Source organism: Micromonospora sp. NPDC050695 (assembly GCF_040654415.1).
Classification (GTDB): Bacteria; Actinomycetota; Actinomycetes; order Mycobacteriales; family Micromonosporaceae; genus Micromonospora.
This window is the reverse complement of sequence record NZ_JBFAHZ010000129.1, coordinates 1-2,408: the sequence shown is the minus strand read 5'-3', so window position 1 is coordinate 2,408 and position 2,408 is coordinate 1. Positions and strand designations below refer to the sequence as shown.

Annotated in this window: 3 protein-coding genes and 1 pseudogene; 3 read left to right on the top strand and 1 reads right to left on the bottom strand. The window is 67.4% G+C overall.

The genetic code is table 11. The features are described 5' to 3' along the window. Positions 1 to 96, bottom strand: a pseudogene (locus tag AB0H52_RS31805) (transposase); the annotation flags it as partial. Positions 97 to 137: 41 nt separating this feature from the next. On the opposite strand from AB0H52_RS31805, the gene AB0H52_RS31800 reads away from it, so the two are divergent. The 3 genes from AB0H52_RS31800 (at position 138) to AB0H52_RS31790 (ending at position 2,361) form a co-directional block, all read left to right on the top strand. Next, complete coding sequence (locus AB0H52_RS31800) at positions 138 to 311, top strand: hypothetical protein (protein WP_357951985.1); 174 nt, start codon at positions 138 to 140, stop codon at positions 309 to 311. Positions 312 to 559: 248 nt separating this feature from the next. Beyond that, positions 560 to 1,948, top strand: coding sequence for a 3'-5' exonuclease (locus tag AB0H52_RS31795; RefSeq protein WP_357951983.1), 1,389 nt, complete (start codon positions 560 to 562; stop codon positions 1,946 to 1,948). Then, complete coding sequence (locus AB0H52_RS31790; RefSeq protein ID WP_357951981.1) at positions 1,945 to 2,361, top strand: DarT ssDNA thymidine ADP-ribosyltransferase family protein; 417 nt, start codon at positions 1,945 to 1,947, stop codon at positions 2,359 to 2,361. Before AB0H52_RS31795 ends, AB0H52_RS31790 begins: the two co-directional genes overlap by 4 nt. Positions 2,362 to 2,408: the final 47 nt, after the last annotated feature.

Here is a 2,408-nt window from a genome sequence, read left to right as displayed (position 1 = left end):
CAGTGCGGCTTGCTCGTTCGGGAAGTGCCCGCGGGCTCGCACGGCCCGGCGGATGCGGGCGTTGACTGACTCGATCGCGTTCGTCGAGCAGATCAGACCTGCGCCACGGCGCGGCCAGCCTCGCCGGCGCCGCCAACGTGCCACTGAAGGTCATCCAGCACGGCCTCGGTCACTCCAGCTGCGTCACCACCGCCGACACCTACTGGACCGTCATGCGGGAACTCGACCGTGCCGGCATCTCCGCCACCGCCGAACTTCTGCTCTCCCACGCCAAGTTCCGCATGCGACTCGAAGCCGCATCCCAGGCATAACGTGCCAACGCACTCGGCAGGTAAAGAGCTCCCGAAAGACCAATGACCGTTTGATTCGCCGCAGTCCGTCGACGAGACGTTTGCGACGTCTGCGGCGAAGCCGGGCCCTGGCCATCGAGGGTGCGCACGGTACGTCTCGCACCTCGTTGGCGTGCCCGCTAGGGCGAGTGTCGACTATGGATTCGTTGGTAGAGTCATATGCCTCTCGGCGGCGTCTCCCGCCCGCCGGTGATCTGCAGGGAGTGAGCATGAGCCTGCCGACTCCGCAGGGCCGTCAGCACGACGTGGTCTATATGGCTGGGCGAGGGCACCACGTCATCCTCGGCACCGCCGGCACGGGCAAGACTGTGATGGCCGTGCACCGTGCGGCGCACTTGGCCGACCCGCGGACCCAGAATAGTGGCCCCACGCTGTTGCTGACCTACACCAACTCCCTGGTTGCCTATCTGCGGCACTTCGCCGCTGGCCTGCCGGGGGTGACGGTCGAGACCTACGGCCGGTTCGGCCGCGGGTACCTGGCCGCCCGTGGCCGGATGGGCAACCACCAGATTGCGACCCCGAGTCAGCGGCGCTACTACGTCGAGCAGGCAGTCAAGGCCACAGCCGCCGCCTACCGCCCGAGCCCGTTTTTTGACCGGGCGACCGACTTCTTTCTCGACGAGCTGGAGTGGATCGACGGCAACGGCCTAGCCACGCCCGCGGACTACCTCGCCGTGCGACGTGTTGGCCGGATGGAACCGCTGCAGCCGTCGCAGCGGCAGGCGGTCTGGGCGATCCGAACCAGCTATCTCGCCGCACGCACGGGGGCCGGGCTGCCGTACGACTGGGCCGGTGTGCCGTCTGCGGTGCGCGCGGCGCTCGCCGACGACGCGCAGCCGCGTCGGTACAAGCACATCGTGGTCGACGAGGCGCAGGACCTGTCGCCGGAGGCGATCCGCTCCCTCGCCGCAGCTATCCTGGCCGACGGCAGCCTGACCTTGTTCGCGGATTACGCCCAGCAGATCTACGGGCAGCGGGTGTCCTGGCGGTCCTGCGGTCTGACGGTGGCCAAGACCGAGGAGTTCCTCGACAACTACCGCAACAGCCCGGAGATCGCCCGGCTGGCCATCGGCATGAGCGAGATGCCGCATTTCCAGGACTCCGCCGATTTGGTCGAGCCGCGGGCACCGCAGCGAGCGGCCGGCGCGAAACCGACGCTGGTTCGGTATTCGTCGGCCGAGGTCGAGGCGCCGGCGGTCGCGGCGATCGCGGCCAGTTTCGGCAAAGTGTCCCGGGTCGGCATCCTCACCCGCACTCGCGCCGAAGCCCGCAGGGCCTCGCGGGGCATCCCCGGAGTCCGCGCGCTGCACGATGGCCTCGACCAGTGGGAGATTACGGCAGGGGTATACGCCGGCACCTATCACTCGGCGAAGGGCTTGGAGTTCGACGTGGTGTTCCTGCCCTTCTGTGGCGCCGATCGGTGCCCTGATCCCGAGACGGTGGCCGCGTTCGGCTATGACGAGGCCGCCGCCCGGGAGAGCAGACTGCTCTACGTCGGCGTCACCCGCGCCCGCGACGAACTCATCATCACCCACACCGGCGAGCTGACCCCGTTGCTCCCGTCAGCTAGCTCGGGCCTCTACCAGGTGGCCCGATGACCGGGCCGCTCGACCTCGCGGTCGCCGCCGAGCTGGCGGAGATGAAACTTGCCCGGCTGGCCCACTTCACCCCAGCCCGAAATCTGCCCCACATCATCGGCGACGGCTTCCTGCGCAGTGTCGCTGACCTGGCTCAGGACGTGCGTGCCTGCTACAGCATCACCGATTTAGAGCGGTTCGACGGACGACCTGACCGGGTGTGCTGCAGCCTCCAGTACCCGAATGGTTTCTACTTCGACAAGGCCAAGGGCAAGGCGGCGTCTCTGAACTACCCTGACTGGGTCTGCCTGCTTCTGGACAAAATGGTCGCCGCGGCCTCGGGCACGCTGTTCTGCCCGCGCAACGCCGCCGCGTCGGCCGGCATCGCCCGGAGCCTGTCAAGTCAACTGAGACATTTTCTTGATTTTGTTTAGCTTTGTGCTGCTGGTTGGTTAAGCACAGGCGAGGCGGTGGTCTGTGC